Source organism: Eggerthella lenta DSM 2243 (assembly GCF_000024265.1).
GTDB classification, from domain to species: Bacteria; Actinomycetota; Coriobacteriia; order Coriobacteriales; family Eggerthellaceae; genus Eggerthella; species Eggerthella lenta.
The window spans coordinates 520658-538547 of record NC_013204.1 but is presented as its reverse complement, the minus strand read 5'-3'; the positions used below and the strand labels follow the sequence as shown (position 1 = coordinate 538547).

At 62.2% G+C, this 17890-nt stretch carries 14 protein-coding genes; 3 read left to right on the top strand and 11 right to left on the bottom strand.

From position 1 onward, the window contains the following. Position 1: 1 nt before the first annotated feature. The 4 genes from ELEN_RS02120 to ELEN_RS02105 form a co-directional block, all read right to left on the bottom strand. Complete coding sequence (locus ELEN_RS02120) at positions 2–571, bottom strand: helix-turn-helix domain-containing protein (protein ID WP_015759968.1); 570 nt, start codon at positions 569–571, stop codon at positions 2–4. Between the two features lie 132 nt (positions 572–703). Beyond that, entirely contained in the window at positions 704–1597 is an 894-nt protein-coding gene (locus ELEN_RS02115; protein ID WP_015759967.1) for a thiamine pyrophosphate-dependent enzyme, read from the bottom strand. Between the two features lie 2 nt (positions 1598–1599). Beyond that, positions 1600–2808, bottom strand: coding sequence for a transketolase C-terminal domain-containing protein (locus ELEN_RS02110; protein WP_009306026.1), 1209 nt, complete (start codon positions 2806–2808; stop codon positions 1600–1602). Further along, positions 2805–3992, bottom strand: coding sequence for a 2-oxoacid:acceptor oxidoreductase family protein (locus tag ELEN_RS02105; protein ID WP_009306025.1), 1188 nt, complete (start codon positions 3990–3992; stop codon positions 2805–2807). Before ELEN_RS02105 ends, ELEN_RS02110 begins: the two co-directional genes overlap by 4 nt. Before the next feature lie 297 nt (positions 3993–4289). On the opposite strand from ELEN_RS02105, the gene ELEN_RS02100 reads away from it, so the two are divergent. Beyond that, a complete protein-coding gene (locus tag ELEN_RS02100) occupies positions 4290–5963 on the top strand; it encodes a lipopolysaccharide biosynthesis protein (protein WP_009608163.1) in 1674 nt (557 codons plus the stop codon). Positions 5964–6081: 118 nt separating this feature from the next. On the opposite strand, the gene ELEN_RS02095 is transcribed toward ELEN_RS02100, so the two are convergent. From ELEN_RS02095 to ELEN_RS02085, 3 genes are all read right to left on the bottom strand, one after another. Then, positions 6082–7263 carry an MFS transporter gene (locus ELEN_RS02095; RefSeq protein ID WP_226844269.1) on the bottom strand — a complete coding sequence of 394 codons (1182 nt, stop codon included), beginning with the start codon at positions 7261–7263 and terminating at the stop codon, positions 6082–6084. A gap of 226 nt (positions 7264–7489) precedes the next feature. Further along, positions 7490–8554, bottom strand: a complete 1065-nt coding sequence (locus ELEN_RS02090; RefSeq protein WP_009306022.1) for an ornithine carbamoyltransferase — start codon at positions 8552–8554, stop codon at positions 7490–7492. A 106-nt stretch (positions 8555–8660) separates the two neighbouring features. Next, positions 8661–9902: an agmatine deiminase family protein gene (locus tag ELEN_RS02085; protein ID WP_009306021.1), complete on the bottom strand. Its 1242-nt coding sequence runs from the start codon at positions 9900–9902 to the stop codon at positions 8661–8663. A gap of 228 nt (positions 9903–10130) precedes the next feature. On the opposite strand from ELEN_RS02085, the gene ELEN_RS02080 reads away from it, so the two are divergent. Beyond that, positions 10131–10721 carry a TetR/AcrR family transcriptional regulator gene (locus tag ELEN_RS02080; RefSeq protein ID WP_015759965.1) on the top strand — a complete coding sequence of 197 codons (591 nt, stop codon included), beginning with the start codon at positions 10131–10133 and terminating at the stop codon, positions 10719–10721. A 288-nt stretch (positions 10722–11009) separates the two neighbouring features. Here ELEN_RS02080 and ELEN_RS02075 read toward each other — a convergent pair whose 3' ends face one another. Both ELEN_RS02075 and ELEN_RS02070 read right to left on the bottom strand, forming a co-directional pair. Next, entirely contained in the window at positions 11010–11669 is a 660-nt protein-coding gene (locus ELEN_RS02075; protein ID WP_009608016.1) for a LysR family transcriptional regulator substrate-binding protein, read from the bottom strand. 67 nt (positions 11670–11736) lie between these two features. Next, positions 11737–13080, bottom strand: coding sequence for a phenylacetate--CoA ligase family protein (locus ELEN_RS02070; RefSeq protein WP_009306018.1), 1344 nt, complete (start codon positions 13078–13080; stop codon positions 11737–11739). A gap of 275 nt (positions 13081–13355) precedes the next feature. On the opposite strand from ELEN_RS02070, the gene ELEN_RS02065 reads away from it, so the two are divergent. Then, positions 13356–14279 carry a LysR family transcriptional regulator gene (locus ELEN_RS02065; RefSeq protein WP_009608146.1) on the top strand — a complete coding sequence of 308 codons (924 nt, stop codon included), beginning with the start codon at positions 13356–13358 and terminating at the stop codon, positions 14277–14279. Between the two features lie 238 nt (positions 14280–14517). Here ELEN_RS02065 and ELEN_RS02060 read toward each other — a convergent pair whose 3' ends face one another. Both ELEN_RS02060 and ELEN_RS02055 read right to left on the bottom strand, forming a co-directional pair. Then, positions 14518–16038 carry an IMP dehydrogenase gene (locus ELEN_RS02060; protein ID WP_009306016.1) on the bottom strand — a complete coding sequence of 507 codons (1521 nt, stop codon included), beginning with the start codon at positions 16036–16038 and terminating at the stop codon, positions 14518–14520. 281 nt (positions 16039–16319) lie between these two features. Further along, on the bottom strand, positions 16320–17780 hold the full coding sequence (locus ELEN_RS02055; protein ID WP_015759964.1) for a helix-turn-helix transcriptional regulator: 1461 nt from the start codon (positions 17778–17780) through the stop codon (positions 16320–16322). Positions 17781–17890: the final 110 nt, after the last annotated feature.

The following is a 17890-nucleotide window of genomic DNA, read 5'->3' as shown; positions in this document are numbered from 1 at the left end:
ACTAAGCTGCCTTAGCTTGACGACTATCCACCATATTCTTCAAACATTCGATTTGCCCTCTGATTTCTGAAAGCCTCACTGTATTCAAGTGCCCTTCTGAAATGATGCGTGGCTTGATGTGAGAAATCTGCTTAAGTACATCTTCGTACACCGCTTCAGCAATCGCATCCTCTTGCTCACGTGCGGCAAGAAGCAAATTGATCGTATCGCCCATGAGTTGCGCAGCCTGTTCGTTCAGCACTTCTTGTTGCAGCGTGATTTCGTACATTTCGTTAATATCCATGATGTCCCCGTCCTCGTCGAAGGTTACCAGAGCGTAGATGATCTGCTCGGCCTTGCCGCGCTGCTCGTGCGACAGCAAATCTCCGTCGCGTTCGAAGCAATCCCGCATGAAGGCCGGGTTGTCGGCTGCGCGAATGAGGTTCGCGTTCGCCTTGCTGGGCGTCTGCCCGTTCTCGTAGCGCACGACGCTCGCCTCACCCAATCCAAGCAAACGAGCGAAACCCTGCTGCGTCAAGCCGTACTTCCTTCGAATGCGCTTGATGTCTTGAGCCGTCAAATCCTTCGACATGAGTCCTCCTATCAATCGTTTGATTGGTAGGAGTATATCATATGATTTGTTTTGTATCCGATAGAATATAAAAATGAAGGGCGCCGCTGCAAACGACGCCCTTCATCTTGCTCGTGCCGATATTGGGTCTCGCTACGCCCAGTCTCTCCGCATGACCTCCCATTTCGCGTCGCGCGCGGCAACCACGCTGGCGACATCCTCGTCGGTAAGAGCCTTGAAGCGGCCTTGACGGCGCAGGTAGGCTTCGACGCTGGCGAACTCGCGCGGGTTGCGGTTGAGCTTGAACGCCCCGCCCTCGTACTCGGCGAGGTACCACAGGCCGCAGTCGACGATGTCCTTCGAGATGTCCACCGTCTCGTCCACGCCGCAGCCCCAGCCCGTCGGGCACGGCGCCATCACGTGGATGTACTTCGTCCCGCGAATGGAGGCGGCGTGCTCCACCTTGCGCATGAAGTCGTTGAGGTAGCCGATGGACGCCGTGGCCGCATAGGGAATGCCGTGCGCGGCCACGATCTCGAACATGTTCTTCTTCTGCGTCAGGCAGCCGCGCATGTTCGACCCGGCAGGCGTGGTGGTGGTCTTGGCGCCGAACGGCGTGAGCGAGCTTTTCTGGATGCCCGTGTTCATGTACGCCTCGTTGTCGTAACAGATGTACAGCACGTCGTCGTTGCGGTCGATGGCGCCCGACAGCGCCTGGATGCCGATGTCGGCGGTGCCGCCGTCGCCGGCGAAGCCCACCACCGTGCAATCGTCGGGTTTCTTGCCCTGCGCGCGCAGGCCGGCCTCGATGCCGGTGAGCACGCTGGCCGTGGCTGCGAACGGCGTGATCATCGCGTTGTTGGCGAAGCTGAGCTGCGGGAAGTTGAAGCCGACGGCGCTCATGCAACCCGCAGGCAGCGCGCACACCGCGTTCGGCCCCAGAACCTTGAGTGCCGCGCGCACGGCCAACGACCCGCCGCATCCGGCGCACGCCTTATGACCGAAGAAGAACTCGTCGTCCGTGATGTTCTTGGCGTTGACGGCCATGGCTACCGCCCCCTTTCCGCACCGAGCGCATCCGCCGGAGAATCGATCCCGAGGAACGATACGCGCGGCAGCTCGCCCGTCCCCTCGGCCGCCTGTACGAGCATGCGGTACATGCCATGCACTTGCGCTTCCGATATATCGTCGCCGCCCAAGCCGCCCACGAAGTTGTACGTGGGCACGCCCACGGCCGCTTGCTGCAGCGCGGAGTTCACATTCGTGAACACGGTGCCCTCGGCGCCGAACGACACGTCCTTCTCCAGCACTCCCACAGCCTTCGCGCCGCGCAGCGCCTCGGCGATGAGCGCGCTCGGCATGGGACGCAGGTAGCGGATGCGCAGCATGCCCGCGCGCACGCCCTGGTCGCGCAGCTGCCGCACCACCGAGCGCACCAGCCCGGCCGCCGATCCCAGCGTGACCAGTATCACATCGGCATCGTCGCAGTCCAGCGTCTCGATCATGCCGGGATACTGCCGACCGAACACCTCGGCGAACCGCTGCTCCACCTGGGTGACCACAGCGGGCGCGTCCAGCATGTCGCGATGCTCCCAGTACTTGAAGTAGCGGTTGTACTCGGGACCGGCCGAGAAGCCGATGTTCACGGGATGCTCGAAGTCGAACCGGTTGCCCGCAGGCTCGTAGGGTGGCAGGAACGCGTCGGCCTCGGCGGGTTCGGGCACGTCAACCGTCTCGTAGGTGTGCGTGAGCGCGAACCCGTCGAGGTTCACCATAACGGGCGTTGCCACCGCAGGGTTCTCGGCCACCGCGTACGCCATGAGCGCCAGGTCGAGCGCCTCCTGGTTGTCTTCGGCGTACACCTGGATCCATCCATGGTCGAGCAGCGCCAGCGAGTCGCGCTGGTCGCCGTAGATGTTCCACGGCAGCGCGGTTGCGCGGTTCGCGTTCATCATCACGATGGGGAACCGTCCGCCCGCCGCGTAGGTCAGGCACTCGGCCATGTACAGCAAACCCTGGCTCGACGTGGCCGTGAACGTGCGCGCACCCGTAGCCGACGCGCCGATGGCGCACGACAGCGCCGAATGCTCGCTTTCAACGTGCACGTACTCGGCGGCCAGCGAGCCGTCCTCGACCATCTCGCTCAGTCGCTCCACCACCACCGTCTGCGGTGTGATGGGATACGCGGAAATCACCTGCGGGCGCGCCAAGCGCACGCCTTCGGCGAACGCTTCGTCGCCGGAAAGGAACCGTTTCATCGGGCATCCGCCTCGCTTTCAAGGATCATCGTGATCGAGTTGAACTTGCACGCCTTCGCGCAGATGCCGCAGCCCTTGCAGAAGTCGAGGTCGATGGCGACGGGAGCCGTGGGCTGCATGGACGCGCACGCAGGTTCGCCCAGTGAGTCAGCGAGCGTTTCCCCGGTGTCCGAGATCGTGGGGATGGCGGAGGCGAAGCGCGCCCCGCAGGAAGTCCCCTCAGGGGATACTTCGGTACGCGAGCCTTCGGCATCGCCGCGAGATCGGGTGCCGGGGGAAGCCGCAGCGTCGGCTGCTTCCGTCGGCTGGCAAGCCGACGGAACCTTGTACACCGTGCCGTCGGGACAGTAGAGGTAGCACTGGAGGCATCCCGTGCACGACGCCGCGTCGATCACGGGACGCATGTTGCGCCAGCCGGCGTTCTTCACCGTAAGGTAGCCTGCGTCGAAGCACGTGGAATGCGCGAAGTCAGCAGGGTCGAGATTGGCGGAGCGAAGGGCGGGGATGCGAGACGCAGGACGCGGAGATACGACGACGTCGTCCTGAGCGGAGCCGCCGCAGGCGGTCAGACTCGGAGCGCTTTCAGCTGGCGTCGCGCGGGAGCCTTCGTCTTCATGCTGCGCGCGCTCAGGATGACCAGGGGCCTCTTCACGCGGCTCCTGGGCTTCGCCCATCGCCTCCCGTGCCGCATCCACGATCGCGATGTTCTTCGCATGCAGCTTCGCCGGCATGTACTGGCGGATGGCTTCCTGCACGTTCTCGACGCTCACCCGATCGCACAGCGCCGACAGCGCGCCGAGGAACACCGTGTTCGGAATCGGTCGGCCCAGAACGGCCGCCGAGATGCCGTCGGCATCGAGCGCCGCGATGCGCTCGTCGTCGAACATACGCACGCTGTTCACCAGCACGACGCCACCGGGCTTCAGCTCGGTTTCCCAGCCCTCGCCCAGCAGCGTATCGTCGAGGTAGATCACGTAGTCGGCCTTCGCCACGGCGCTGCGGTCGCCGATGGGCTCGTCAGACAGCTTCGTGAACGCCCGCATCGGCGCGCCGCGCCGCTCGGGCCCGAACGACGGAAACGCCAAAGCATGCCGACCGTCGTCGAGCGATGCCGCCGCGCCCAGCAGCCGCGCAGCCGTGAAGGCGCCTTGGCCGCCGCGACCGTGCCACAGTATTTCGATCATGGACTCTCCCCTTCGCATCTTTGCACGTTGGTCATGCAAGTATACCGCTGCGCACGAGCGCGGACGGCTTCGCGCTCGCCCACATGCCGTCAAACTCCCCCAATTGGGCAGAGCGCCTCTCGCCCCTCGCGCTTTCCGTCTCTTTCCGCATCCACGTGAGCGCGCCATGGATTCGCTAAGCGGAGCGCTTCCGTTTGCTGCTGGTATGAATCTTGGCGTAGCGCCCACATGCGAACTTATAATGCTCCTTGAGAGAGAATGGGCATGCGACGCAGCGAAGGAGCCTGACGCGACATCATGGATCGCATTACGCGCAACGACACCAAACACGGTTCGCACGCAAAACAACCGACGGAGCCCTTGCACGACGACACCGTGATCGATGAAACGCCCGCGCCATCTGACACGACGCCGTTCCTCGGCGCTTCTTCGCGTGAGCGCCAGGCAACCAGCAAGCGGCGTAAGCCCAACTTCATCACGAAAGGCGTCAACCGCTGGTGCAACCGCTTGCTGGGCGCGGTATCCGAGCGCTCGCTTGCCGACCAGGAGGAAGAGTACGCCGCGCACCGCACCACGCGCGACTACGTGTGGAATACGGTGGGCGTGGGCGCATGGGGCATGGTGTTCCCCATTCTCACCGTCGTGGTCACGCAGCTCGTGGGCGTGGAGCAGGCGGGCATGTTCTCGCTCGCGTTCGTCACCGGCACGCTGCTCATGATCCTGGCCAACTACGGCGTGCGCACCTACCAGGTGTCCGACGTGACCGAGGAGCATTCGTTCTCGGATTATCAGATCAACCGGTGGATTACCTGCGCGTTCATGGTGCTCGTCGGCGTGGTGTACTGCACGGTGCGCGGCTACGAGAGCCAGATGTTCACCATCAGCCTGGGCGTGTACCTCTACAAGATGGTAGACGGCCTGGCCGACGTGTACGAGGGGCGGCTGCAACAGGTGGACAAGCTGTATCTGTCGGGCGTGTCGCAGGCGTTCCGCTCCGTCGTGGTGCTCGTGGCGTTCTCGCTGTGCCTGCTGATCACCCGCAACCTGGCCGTGTCGTGCGTGGTCATGGCCGTCGCGGCGTTCGCCACCTTCATCGTGCTCACGTTCCCGCTGGCCATGTTCGAGACGCCAAGGTCGAAACGTTGGAACGTCGGCAGCATCGTCGAGTTGTTCAAACAGTGCTTCCCCCTGTTCATCGCGCTGTTCTTGTACGCATTCATCGACAACATGCCGAAGTTCGTAATGGAAGGCGTACTGAGCTACGACAACCAGCTGTACTTCAACGCGCTGTACTTCCCCGCGCAGGGCATCCTGCTGACCGTCGGGTTCATCTACAAGCCGCTGCTCGTGAAGATGGCGAACGTGTGGGCCGACCCTGCGAAGCGCAAGCGGTTCGACCTGATCATCGTCGTGATCATGGCGGTCATCGTCGCGGTCACCGGCGTCACGGCGCTTGCCATGGCATGGATCGGCATTCCCGTGATGAGCTTCTTGTACGGCGTGGACTTCGAGCAATTCCGCGGGCTATGCTACATCATGCTGGCAGCGGGCGGCGTGACGGCGGCGATCGACTTCCTGTACCAAGTGATCACCGTGCTGCGCCAGCAGCGCTCCGTCACGAAGCTGTACGTGATCACGTTCGGATTCGCGTTGTTCGTGCCCATCCTGCTAGTGAACTTCACCGGGCTGCCCGGTGCCGTGATCGGCTACCTCATCGTGATGTGCATCCTGCTCGTGCTGCTGATCTGGGAATACATGCGCATCCGCATGGCGCTGTCGCACGAAAAGACGGCAACGGCCGAGATGCCCCGGCCAATGCGTCCCAGCGAGGCGCGTGCCGAGCGCGCCCGCCGCGAGCAGGTGCGCGCGAAGTGGGGCGCTCACGGCGCGCCGCCCATCAGCGACGACGCCCTCGACTTGGCCGGCAGGCATCGCGCGCTCGACGAGGACGACGACCCGTTACTTCAGTAGCCTGTCGGTTTCAAGCAGGAATGTGCGGATGTCTTTATGGACGACGGAGGACTTGCACAAGAGTAGCGCGCAGAGCGGTGCACCTCTAATTCGAAGGCGCACCGCCCCAGGTTAGCGCTCAATGCAGAGCGACAGGCGTTTCGTCCTCTCCCTCGACCCACTGCAGCTTCTTGCTGGTAGCCTTGATGACCAAGATCAATCCGATTATGGCGACATTCATGACGATGCACAGCCCGAACACCGCATTGAACGTTCCAGTTGCCGAGTAGACAGCGGTCATGATGGGCATGCCGAACGCCCCGGCGATATAAGCCACGCCGCAGACGATACCGAAGATCCGACCGTAATCGCGAGAGCCGAACACGCTCATGAGCAGGCACGTAAGGCCAGCTCCGGCCACCACGTACATAACGTCGTTCACGCCTGCTCCCAGAATGGCGAGCCACGGTTGGCCAGCTGCGAATATGAGCATCACGAACGACAGGATGCTCACGACTACCCACAGCACCAGGGCTATGAACGAGCCGAGCTTGTCGCATGAGGACCCTACGGCAGGGTTGAGGAAGATATCGAACATGGACGCAGCTGAAACCATGATTCCGCCCGTCATCGCGCCAAGGCCGACCTCCACTGCATATGTTGGGAAAAGCTGGTTCATGCACACGGTGATCTGCACGAGGCAGAGGAACAAGACGCAGGCGATGAACGCGGGCGACTTCACCGCAACCTTGAACGGCACGCCTCGCGTGGCCGCGATTTCCACCCCTGCATCTTGACCGATCGATTCGGCTTCGCTGTAACCGTAGGGAAGCATGCCTTTATCCGCGGGCTTGAACCGGATGATGAACACGATAGACGGTATGACTACGAGGGCCGAGACGGCAGCGAGCACCAGGTACCCGTTCCTCCAACCCACAGATTCGATGACGGCGGTGATGACCGGGCTCATGACGACCATGTACACCGAGTTGACCGTCCAAGCCAAGCCGATGGCGAGGCCCGCCTTCTTCCTGAACCATTGATCGATGACGGCTGACATGCAAAGCCCCGTGGTGAAGGACATGCCGAATCCGATGATGAGCCCCGAAAGCAGGAACAGCCAGACATTCGAGTAAAACGCCATGGCCGCGCCAGCCGCCAGTAGAACCGCTGCCACCGCGACATGGGTCCACCGACCGACCACTTTCGGCAAGATCTTGCCGACGCACATCATGCCGACGGCGACCCCCACCAGCGTTGCCGTGAAATAGTAGGAGAACATGTTGTAGTCGATTCCCAGATCCTCGCAGACCGGCGTCATGAAACAGCCTGCGACGACGCTATAGGAACCGGTTGTGCCCGCCGACATGAGTCCAAGGCCGAGCACCAAGATCCAAGCGAACTTTCCTGAGTTCTTCAGAGCATGCGAGCTTTCCATAAGTATCGTTTCCCTTCAAACGATAGCGTCGAAACCGCTGTTCTGCGCGCCGGCCCTTGCTTGGGACCGCACAGGGACACGGCGCGCAAAACGGCTTCGGCATGCGCTTTTACAATCCCAGCACAGCGGCCATGATCGCCTTGATGGTATGCTGACGGTTTTCCGCCTCGCGGAAGATCACCGAGGCGTTCTTTTCGAAGCACTCGTCGGTGATCTCGAGCCCCTCCTCGATGACCGTGCGCTCAAAATCGTTCGGCGCCTGGGCGAGCAATTTTCGGCCTATCTCGTGCTCCGCGTTGTGCACGGAAGGAAGCTCGTGCATGCAGAACACGTCCCTGTTCCCCGTGCGCTCGCACAATTCGCTTGAAACGCGGTACGGAAGCAGATCGTTCACGTCGCCCATCCAAGAATCGTACGCCTCCGGATCGAGAACCTGATCGCTTACATCAGGGCTGCGATAGCGCCAAACTTCCGTGGTGATGACGTCGACGCCCTCGACAGCGGACGCGTCGGTCGTCACCGTGAACTCGCAATCAGGGCTCCAACGCTTGTAAAGCTCGGCGATCTCGTCGACCCAAGGCTGGCGAAGGCGGTAACGCGGGTTCTCAGGTCCGATCACGCGCAGGTTCATGCCCAGGATGGCGCACAGGCGGCCGTAGAAATACGGCATGCCGGAGCAATTGCCCACGTAGGCCATCGTCTTATGGCGGCTCGAGCCCAAACCGCCCCACTGCTCTTCCATCGTAAGGGCGTCGGCCAGCATCTGCGTCGGATGGTCGTCGAGCGTCAGGGCGTTGATGACGGGAATATCGCAATAATCGGCGATTTCGTACAGGAACTCCTCGCGCAGCTGAGCTCGGATGACCAGCAGATCGTACATGCCGGACAGCACGCGGATCGCGTCCTTCATGCTCTCATCGTAGCCCATATGGGAGTTGGTGAGGTACGTGAAGCCCATGCCCAGATCGTTGCACGACGTCTCGAAGGCGCATCGCGTGCGGGTGGAACTCCACATGAAGTTCGCGACGACGTTCTTGCCGCAGAAATGACGCTGGTCGACGCCCGACTTCTTCTGGGCCTTCAGCTCCCATGACAAATTGATCAGATAGCGGAACTGATCGGGCGTAAGATCGCGTAGGTTCAGGATATCGCGTCCAACAAGGTTGCTGTTCATAGTTTCGAGCCTTTCTGATACTATAGGTTTGCTTTACGTGCAGGTCGCGCGGCTTCTGCCAAGAACACCCGCGCGGCTTGCCTTGTCATACGGGTTCGCGCCCGTCTCATCGCGGCTCGGACGCCGCAACGTTCTTCGTCCAGCAATGCACGCCGCCGCCGGTCATGTTCAGCGCCAAGCTGTCCACCATCACCACCGTGCGATCCGGGAAGCACTCCTCGAGAACCGCTTGGGCGGCTTCGTCCTTCCCCTTGATTGCCGGATCCATCCCCTCATGCCAGTAGCGCTGGCCGATGACCACGCCGTTGCAGATGAGGAAATTGCAGTACCCCGTCGAGGCTATGAGATGGATGGGGCCGCCGGGCCACGGCGTGCCGTCGGCGAAGGCGCCGCCCATCTCCATCACGGGCCCCTCGTACAGCCCGTAGTTCTCGTCGTCCTCGGTCAAGACGTAATCGATGGAGATAGGCACGGGCATGCGCTTGATGGCGAACGGGTTGCCATGGACGTCCGTCGCCTTCGAGAGCACATCGTAGGCGGCTTCGATGCGTCGTTTGTTCTCTGCGCCGATCGCGCTTTCCGCCGCCTCATCGTCGGTCACCTCGGCAAGCACGACGGTGTTCGCATCCACGAAGCGGCACAGCTCGTCGATATGGGCCGCGAAGCTGGAGCCGAGGTACGGCACGCCGTCGCGGTATTCCAACGGCCCCATCCTGAAATCGTCGTCTTCTAGCAAAGGCTGTGGGATCCAGATGATCTTCTCCACGTTGTAGAGTCTCTTGAATTCGGCTTCTACCTGCTCTTTCGTAAGACCCGGATTACGTTTGCGCACTTCCGTGTCCTCGATGCACATCATGACGCCCTGACCGTTGAACTCCCGATCCCCTCCTTCGGACACCACATCGGAATTCACCACGTCGAAGATGCCCAAGGACACCCCCATCTGCACGGCGGCGATGCGCGACTGCACGCAGTACGGGTCGTCGGGCGGCAGCGTGCCGTAGTAGCTCCAATTCGGGTTGATCAGGATTCTGCCGCCTCGATCGTCCACCATAACCGTCGGGCCGTTGTCCCGCACATAGAAGTTCGGATCGGCGAATTGCACGAAGCGGATGTCGGCCGTATCGACCCCCTTCTCCGCCAAGCTCGACTTGGCACGTTCGAGAACGCCTTCCGCACCGCAGTTGATATGGAGCGTCACGCCCCCGAACTCCTGCAGCGCTTTGACGATCTCGGCGCACGACCGGCTGTTGTCGTAGCCCTTCATCTGATACGCGTCGGGAATCCATTCCATGAAAACGTCTGATTGGGGTTCGAATTCCCCTGGATGCCGATAGTTTTCCAACACGGGTTCCTCCTCCGTGCCATGGGAAGCGAACGAGTTCGTCCTCTTCCAACACTTCGTATAGTGTTTACCTACCGGTAAGTAAGTAGTACTATAGCAACTGAAGATCCCTTCGTCAACATGAAAAACAGGAGATGCGCGGCAGCCGGGCGAGCAGGCGAGCAACTATATCCGTCCTGCTCACGTATATGCTATTGTTGTACCAGCCCCTTTTGAAGAAAGGCTTGAGCTGTGAGCGAACCTAGCACTCGAGACAAGATAGTGAGCGCCATGTACGCCTTGGTAGCCGAAAAAGGCTACGACAAGGCATCCATGAACCAGGTATGTGCCGCCGTCGGCGTCTCCAAACCGGCGTTGTACTACTATTTCGCATCGAAAGAAGAGCTGTTCTTGGACATGGTGAAAAGCCTGCATCCGGTGCTCGATCCGGACGATACGGAATTCGCCTCGATCGACGACCGGGGAGAGTACTATTCGTATCTGCATGCGATGGGCCGATCGATCCTCGCAAGCTACCACGGGGACGAAGAGCGCCGACGCGTTCTCGCGGAAATCGACATGCAGGCGACGAGAATACCCGCCGTAGCCCAGCATCAGCAACGGCTCACGAAGACCACGATCGAAGCGTTCGCCGCCGTTTTGAAGCACGGCGCGGACATCGGAGCGCTCCCCCCGCGCTTCGATGTCGAGAACGCGGCGCAATACCTGTACGTCATCACTTCGGGTTTCAGCACGCTCGTGGCGCAGAATGCGGACGTCGACGCTGTCGCCGTGTGGAACAAAGCAGTCGACCTGCTCCTTCTGGACGCGAAGCGGCAATAGCAAACGCCGAGATGCGACGCGCGCTTGTCCTAAAAGGGGCTGTCCCCTTTTAGGACAAGCGCAGGCAAGAGGGTTCACGCGCCGCGAACGAGAGCGCAACCCGCGGATGTTTCACGTGAAACATCCGTTCGCTGTTGCTCGACCTGCGGATCGCAGACGACACGCGCCCCGCAGGAAGTCCCCGCAGGGGATGCTTCGGTACGCGAGCTTGCGGGATCGCGCGAAGATGGGGTGCCAGAGCGGCCCGCAGCGTCGGCTTGTTTCGGCGGCCGGCAGGCCGCCGAAACCCTAGAACCGCGCGTACTTCTCGAGGTTCTTCTTGAGGGTGTCGACGAAGCGCTGGCCGATGTCGCTGAGCGCTTCGCCCTTGCGCACCACGTAGCCCAGGTGCAGCTTCACGTCGGTGTCCAGCGGCACGGTGTTCAGGCCCGCGCCGTCGGAGATGCCCACGAGGATGCCGCTGGTCACGGTGTAGCCGTTCAGCGCCACGATCAGCTCGGACAGCGACGCGCGGTCGGTGCAGGCGATGCTCTTGGCGCGCGGCACGCTGGCCAGCGCTTCCTCGGCGAACGCGACCGGCGAATCCTCGTCCTGCTCGAAATACAGGTACGGGAAATCCTCCATATCCTCCAGCGAGAGACTGGAGGCGTTCACCATCGGGTGGCTCTTCGGCAGCGCCACGCGCGGCGCCGACTGGATGAGCTCGACGAATTCGAGACCCGCGGCATCCAGTGCAGCGTTCACCTCGTCAGCCGTGGCCGAAGTCTGAAACAGCACGCCCAAGTCGCTCTTCCCGCCGGCGACGTCGTCGATGACGCCCTGCGTAGTGCGGTCGCGCAGCGCGTAGGCGTACGCGTCGCCGCCCAGCGCTAGCACGGTGTGGGCGAACGTCTGCACGTTGAACAGGTAGTGCTGCCCGGAAACGGCGAAGGTGGTTTCAACAGTCATAAGTGGTTCCTTTCAGCAAGATCCTTCGACTCCGCGCCTACGGCGCTCCGCTCAGGATGACGGGGGGTTATCGCGTAACGCAGCCACGTTCATCAATGAACCTGGAGGCCTTGTGTTCGGACGACGTGCCCAGCTTGCCTGCATCATACACAATAACCTTGGCAGGACGCACGCCGGTGTGCGCCTTGAGCGCAGCTTCCGTGCGGCTTGCCACCTCGTCGTACGGCTCGTCGCTGCCCAGCGAGCGCTCCACGGACACTTCGTACTTGCAGGTGAAGTTCTTCTCGTACACACGGATGGAGTACTCGCCCGTGAGACCGTCCAGACCGCGCACCACGTACTCGATGTCGCTGGGGAACACGTTGACGGCGCCCACGATGAACATCTCGTCCTTGCGGCCGGTCACGTGAATGCGCGCCAGCGTGCGGCCGCATTCGCAGGTGTCAGTGCTCACGTAGCCGATGTCGCCCGTGCGGAAACGGATCATCGGGCGAGCCTTCTTGCACAGCGTCGTGTACACCAGCTCGCCCGTCTCACCCGGAGCCAGCACTTCGCCGGTCGTCGGATCCACCGTCTCCACGAGGATCTGGTCCTCCACGATGTGCAGGCCGTCGTGCGCCTCGCACGCAGCGGCGCAGGCACCGTAGATATCGGACAGGCCGTAGAAGTCGACCACCTTCGCGCCCCAGAGGTTCTCGATGGCCTCGCGCGTGGACTTGATGGAGCCACCCGCCTCGCCGGCCACGATGATGGTGTGGATGTTGAAGTCTTCCTTGGGGTCGAAGCCCTTCTCCTTGGCGATCTCGCCGAGGTGCCACGCGTAGGACGGCGACGTCCAGATGATGGTGGGCTGGTACTGCTTGAGCACGAACAGCAGGCGGTCGGACGGCACGGCACCCACCCAGATGGCCAGCGCGCCCAGGCGCTGCGCGCCGATGACGTCGGGGCCGCCCACGTACAGGGCGAAGTTCAGGCCGTGCACGTAGCGGTCGTTCGGGCGCATGCCCGCCTGCCAGAACAAACGAGCCTCGGTGTCCTGCCATAGGTCGAAGTCCTCCTGCGTGAAGGGGCTGACCGTGGGCACGCCCGTCGAGCCGGACGAGGTGGCCATGAAGATGACCTCTTCCTCGGGCACGGAGCACATCTCACCGAAGAAGCTGCCCACATGCTGCGTCTCGCGTTCCGTCTTCTTGTCGCAGAAGGGGAACTTCGCGATGTCGTCGAGCGATTCGATGTCGCCCGGCTTCACGCCGGCCTCGTCGAACGCGCGCTTGTAGTACACCGTGTTGTCGTATGCGTAGGCCACCATGTCCTTCAGGCGCTCAAGCTGCAGCGCCTCAAGCTCCGGCCGCGGCATGCATTCGATCTCCGGATCATAGTACTTCTGATCGTAGGGGATGTCCTTCGCCATGGTTACTCCTTGTTCGTCATGCGGTTTCGTCGCTGCCAGCGCGTTCGCCCCGCCGAGTTGAGCTTCGGAATGTTTCACGTGAAACATTCGTTCGCTACCAGGACATATGCGCGCAATGCAGCGTATTGCATGAAACCACGAACGCGGCTCAAACACAACCTTTCGGGTCATTCGATGTTTTGATGGTTTGCTATCGATTCAGCAGATAGCTGGGTACAATGAGAGAAAGAACGTAGATCGAACCACCTGACGTCCCAACTCGGAAGGCATCTTCAATGACCTTGCAGCAGCTGCGCTACCTCATCGCCATCGCGGAGTACGGCTCCATCAACGCGGCGGCGCAGAACCTGTACGCGTCGCAGTCGAACCTCTCGACCGCCATCAAGGAGCTTGAGCAGGAGCTGGGCATCACCGTGTTCACGCGCAGCAACCGCGGCGTGACGCTGACGAACGACGGCACCGAGCTTCTAGGCTACGCGCGCCAGGTGATCGAGCAGGCCGACATGCTGGAGATGCGCTACGCCGATAAAGGCTCCACCCACCTGCGGCTGGCCGTGTCCACGCAGCACTACGCGTTCAGCGTGCAGGCGTTCGTGAACGTGGTGGAAGGCTGCAAGGGCGAGGAGTACGAGTTCATCCTGCGCGAAAGCACCACGGCCGAGATCATCGACGACGTGCGCACGTTCCGCAGCGAAGTGGGCATCCTGTACACCGACGACTTCAACCGGCGCGTGCTGCAGAAGGCGTTCGACGACGCCGACGTGGCCTACGCTCCCCTGTTCGACGCGCGCGTGCACGTGTTCGTGGGCGAGCACCACCCGCTGGCGGGCGCCACGCTGCTGCGACCCGACGACCTGGCCGACTACCCGCGCTACTCGTTCGAGCAGGGCACTACGAATTCGTTCTACTATTCCGAAGAGCCGCTCAGCCACCTGCCGCACAAGCGCAACATCCGCATCTCCGACCGCGGCACGCTCACCAACCTGCTGACCAGCTACAACGGATACACCCTGTCCACCGGCGTGCTGTCGGCCGAGATGCACTCGGGCATCGCCAGCATCCCGTTGGACGTGGACGAGACAATGCAGGTGGGCTACATCATGCACAACGAGCGCCGCCCGAGCGACCTGCTGCTGCGCTACATCGACGAGCTGCACGCCATCATCGGCGCCGACCCCACCGTAGAGCCGCACCTTTAGCACAAGTGTTCCACATGAAACTCTTGTTACGCCCCCTCGCGGCCCGTGCGCACGCCCGTCCTCGAAGCCCCGGAGCATCGCAGCTGGGCGCGCTCCCATCGCGACTCGCGTGCGCTCCCGCCCCTCACGGCCCAACGAGCTCGGGCACCCTCGAAGCCCCCATCCCTCTCGGCACGCAAAAAAAACGCCGCCCGTTCGTCCGGGCGGCGTTTCCAGTGCGTGTTCCAAGCAGACAGGTTTAGTGGATGCTGCTGCTCACGTAGGGGGTCTTGTCCTTCAGCACCACGTCGTGGGCGCCGCCCTCGACGATGGACGTGGACGAGACGATGGTCAGCTTCGCCTTCTCCTGCAGCTCGGGGATGGTCAGCGCGCCGCAGTTGCACATCGTGGACTTCACCTTCGACAGCGTGAGGTCGACGTTGTCCTTCAGCGAGCCGGCGTACGGCACGTAGCTGTCGACGCCCTCCTCGAACGACATGCCCTTCTTGTCGCCGCCCAGGTCGTAGCGCTGCCAGTTGCGCGCGCGAGCCGAACCCTCGCCCCAGTACTCCTTCATGTAGGAGCCGTTGATGTTCACCTTGTTCGTGGGGCTCTCGTCGAAACGGGCGAAGTAGCGGCCCAGCATGACGAAGTCGGAGCCCATGGCCAGAGCAAGCGTCAGATGATGATCGTACACGATGCCGCCGTCGGAGCAGATGGGAATGTACACGCCCGTCTCCTCGAAGTACTCGTCGCGTGCCTTCGCCACTTCGATGGTAGCGGTGGCCTGGCCGCGGCCGATGCCCTTCTGCTCACGCGTGATGCAGATGGAGCCGCCGCCGATGCCCACCTTGATGAAGTCGGCGCCCGCATCGGCCAGGAAGCGGAAGCCCTCGGCGTCCACCACGTTGCCCGCGCCCACCTTCACGTCGTCGCCATAGTGCTCGCGGATCCACTCGATGGTGAACTTCTGCCAGTCGGAATAACCCTCGGAGCTGTCGATGCACAGCACGTCGGCACCGGCCTCCACCAGCGCCGGCACGCGCTCGGCGTAGTCGCGCGTGTTGATGCCCGCGCCCACCATGTAGCGCTTGTGCGCGTCCAACATCTCGTTGGGATTCGACTTATGAGAGTCGTAGTCCTTGCGGAACACCAGGTACATGAGGCAATCGTCGTCGTCCACCACGGGCAGGGAGTTCAGCTTGTTGTCCCAGATGATGTCGTTGGCAACCTTGAGGCTGGTGTCGGCCGGAGCCACGATCATCTTCTCGCGCGGGGTCATGAAGTCGGCCACCTTCGCGTCCATGGACATACGGGACAAACGGTAGTCGCGATCGGTGACCACGCCCACCAGCTTGCCGTGCGCCGAACCGTCGGCGGTGACGGGCATGGTGGAGTGACCGTGCTCCTCCTTGAGGGCTACCACGTCGGCCAGCGTCATCTCGGGAGAGAGGTTCGCGTCGCTGGTGACGAAGCCGGCCTTGTAGTCCTTGACGCGAGCGACCATAGCGGCCTGGTCCTCGATGGTCTGGGAGCCGTACACGAACGACAGGCCGCCTTCGGTAGCAAGCGCGATGGCCATGCCGTCGTCGGACACAGCCTGCATGATGGCGGACACCATGGGGATGTTCAACGAGATGGCGGGCTCTTCGCCGCGCTTGAACTTCACGAGCGGCGTCTTCAGGCTGACTTCGGCGGGAATGCACTGGGCCGAAGAATAGCCGGGAACGAGCAGGTACTCGTTAAAGGTTCGGGACGGCTCGTCGAAATAGTATGCCATGAACTCCTCCATCTGCGGTCGGTGCGGTGTCGGGGTGCCGCGAGGCGCATATCGCTTCGCCGTGCATCCGTTACTCAGGTGTTACCCGCTATTATAGCCACGCAAACCCCGCTCACGCGAGCAATCCCCAAGGAATATGGAGAAAAATATGCGGTACGTTGCTCGAGCCGACGCGGCCGCGCTTCTTGCGCCTTCACTCAGAGCGTTCCGTTGCCGATGCGACGCTTTGCGCGCACGGCTTGACGCCAACGCCGGCCCCTCTCCGTCGTCCTTGAGGCTTTCTACCCGTCTTTCCCGTTTCTCCCTTGTCGCTCGACGACGCTCATAAGCTCTTGCTTGGAATGGACGCCTGTTTTCGCGTAGACGCGCTTGATGTGTGCCCATACGGTGTTCTCCGAAATGATCAACGTCTCGGCGATGAACCTGGCCGAGCGACCGCGCGCTAAGTAGCCCAATATCTCGCGTTCGCGCGGCGTCAGCTCGAACCGCGCCGCAACGGCATCGACGCCAGCACCCAGCGCGTCATCGACGGTAGGAACGGAGCCCGCGCTTGGCGCACCCGCCTCGCGTTCGCTCGCCGTAGCATGGGAAGCGCTTTGCGGATGCGCGCGGCGCAACGCGACCACCAGCACGATGGCCAACGGGTAGATGGCCGCGAACGCGAGCAGCGTCAACAACGACAGCCCGTAATCGGCGCTGAGCGCGCCCAGAACGCCGCCTATGGACAGGCCGATCACCAAGAACAGACCCGAGCCGCCCAGGTACACGCTTGACAGCACATAGCTCGACATGCGCAACGTGCGTGCACGATCGACTATGAACAGCAGGAACACCATGCCGCACACGTCGTAGCACGTGATCATGACGAGACCGGCCAGCCCGCCGAGCGCTTCGCCGAAAAACGGCAGCAACGAGAGGATCGCCAGCATCGCGGGCAGACAACCCTTGTAGACGGCCGTGGGATCGGGATGTCGCATGGTGAGCCCTGCCACCAACGCGGTGATCGCCGTGGCCGCCACCAGCGGCATCCACATGTTCACATCGCCTACGATGCTCTCGGACTGCGAGCCCAGTACCGTGGTGTGCAGGATGCCCACAACGCCCACGAGCACGAACAGGCATAAGAACGCCTGCAGCAACGAGAGGCGATCGCCGCGGTTCGCCGGAAGAAGCTCGTCGCGCTCGGCAAACGAGAGCATGCGCTTGAGTCGCACGAGCAGGCAGGCCGAAACGACCACCGCCACAATGGAGAGCACGCTTGCCGCAAGCGACCCCAAAAGCGGTAGCACCGACACCAGCACGCATTGAACGATCAGCCCACCCACGATTTGGTAGACGCCGTAAGCGGCATCGGGCTCCGCAACGAACGCCTCGAGCCATGCAGCATTGAGCACCGTGAGCGCGAACCCGCACAGCACGCCGTAGAACACGGCCGTCGCCGCGAACGGCAGCCCCGCCATTACGCCGGTAGCGCTCAAAAAGAACCCGACGAGCAACGCGATCACAGCCGGAACTTGCGATAGCGCACCCGGACGAAGCCGTCCTGCGCGCACGAGCGCGATGATCGCAAGCGCCGTCGCAAACGAAATCGCGTTCATCGCGAACATGAAATCAAGCTCGGACACGAATCCGACAGTAGAGGACACCGAGCCCATCGCCGTAATGTAGGCAACCGAAATCGCGGTCTTGCACAGACCGAAACCGAGCGCCCCAAGGGCTATGCCTGCATGCTTGCTTGTCACGCGATTTCCTCCCGAACGCATTGTACCTTATCTTGCGCGCGGCGACGGGGGCGTCGAATGGAAAACCGTCTGCAGCCTTCATATACGAATGACATTGACCAGGCACGATG

Bases quoted from the DNA above. Each gene is read 5' to 3' on its own strand.
- ELEN_RS02105 (WP_009306025.1), bottom strand. From the start codon at position 3,992: ATGATCGAAATACTGTGGCACGGTCGCGGCGGCCAAGGCGCCTTCACG.
- ELEN_RS02110 (WP_009306026.1), bottom strand. From the start codon at position 2,808: ATGAAACGGTTCCTTTCCGGCGACGAAGCGTTCGCCGAAGGCGTGCGC.
- ELEN_RS02120 (WP_015759968.1), bottom strand. From the start codon at position 571: ATGTCGAAGGATTTGACGGCTCAAGACATCAAGCGCATTCGAAGGAAG.
- ELEN_RS02090 (WP_009306022.1), bottom strand. From the start codon at position 8,554: ATGAACAGCAACCTTGTTGGACGCGATATCCTGAACCTACGCGATCTT.
- ELEN_RS02075 (WP_009608016.1), bottom strand. From the start codon at position 11,669: ATGACTGTTGAAACCACCTTCGCCGTTTCCGGGCAGCACTACCTGTTC.
- ELEN_RS02100 (WP_009608163.1), top strand. From the start codon at position 4,290: ATGGATCGCATTACGCGCAACGACACCAAACACGGTTCGCACGCAAAA.
- ELEN_RS02060 (WP_009306016.1), bottom strand. From the start codon at position 16,038: ATGGCATACTATTTCGACGAGCCGTCCCGAACCTTTAACGAGTACCTG.
- ELEN_RS02070 (WP_009306018.1), bottom strand. From the start codon at position 13,080: ATGGCGAAGGACATCCCCTACGATCAGAAGTACTATGATCCGGAGATC.
- ELEN_RS02115 (WP_015759967.1), bottom strand. From the start codon at position 1,597: ATGGCCGTCAACGCCAAGAACATCACGGACGACGAGTTCTTCTTCGGT.
- ELEN_RS02065 (WP_009608146.1), top strand. From the start codon at position 13,356: ATGACCTTGCAGCAGCTGCGCTACCTCATCGCCATCGCGGAGTACGGC.
- ELEN_RS02095 (WP_226844269.1), bottom strand. From the start codon at position 7,263: ATGACGCCGGTCTGCGAGGATCTGGGAATCGACTACAACATGTTCTCC.